The 246-nt window shown below is 34.6% G+C and carries 1 protein-coding gene; it reads left to right on the top strand.

What is annotated here, in order from left to right; genetic code table 11:
• Positions 1-246, top strand: a 246-nt coding sequence (locus SB658_RS26515) for a laccase domain-containing protein (protein ID WP_410603477.1), incomplete at both ends; no start/stop codon positions are given.

Genomic DNA, 246 nt, shown 5'->3' with positions numbered 1-246 from the left:
AATTCATGTTGCAATTGGACCAGCAATTGGATCTTGTTGTTACGTTGTTGATGATCGAGTGTTAACAGCAGCAGAGCAAGTAGTAAACGGCTCTGTCCCTTATAAAAAAATTTCTGATGGGCAGTACGCAATTAATTTAAAAGAAATTAATCGTATATTATGTGTACAATCAGGCATAAAAGAAGAGAATATTGTAATGTCATCTCTTTGTACAAGCTGTGAAGAACAACTATTTTTCTCTCATCG

This window comes from Bacillus sp. SIMBA_008, from assembly GCF_046535495.1.
GTDB lineage: Bacteria > Bacillota > Bacilli > Bacillales > Bacillaceae > Bacillus > Bacillus subtilis.
Note: the sequence above shows the minus strand (reverse complement) of the source record. Positions and strands in the feature narration are given on the sequence as shown.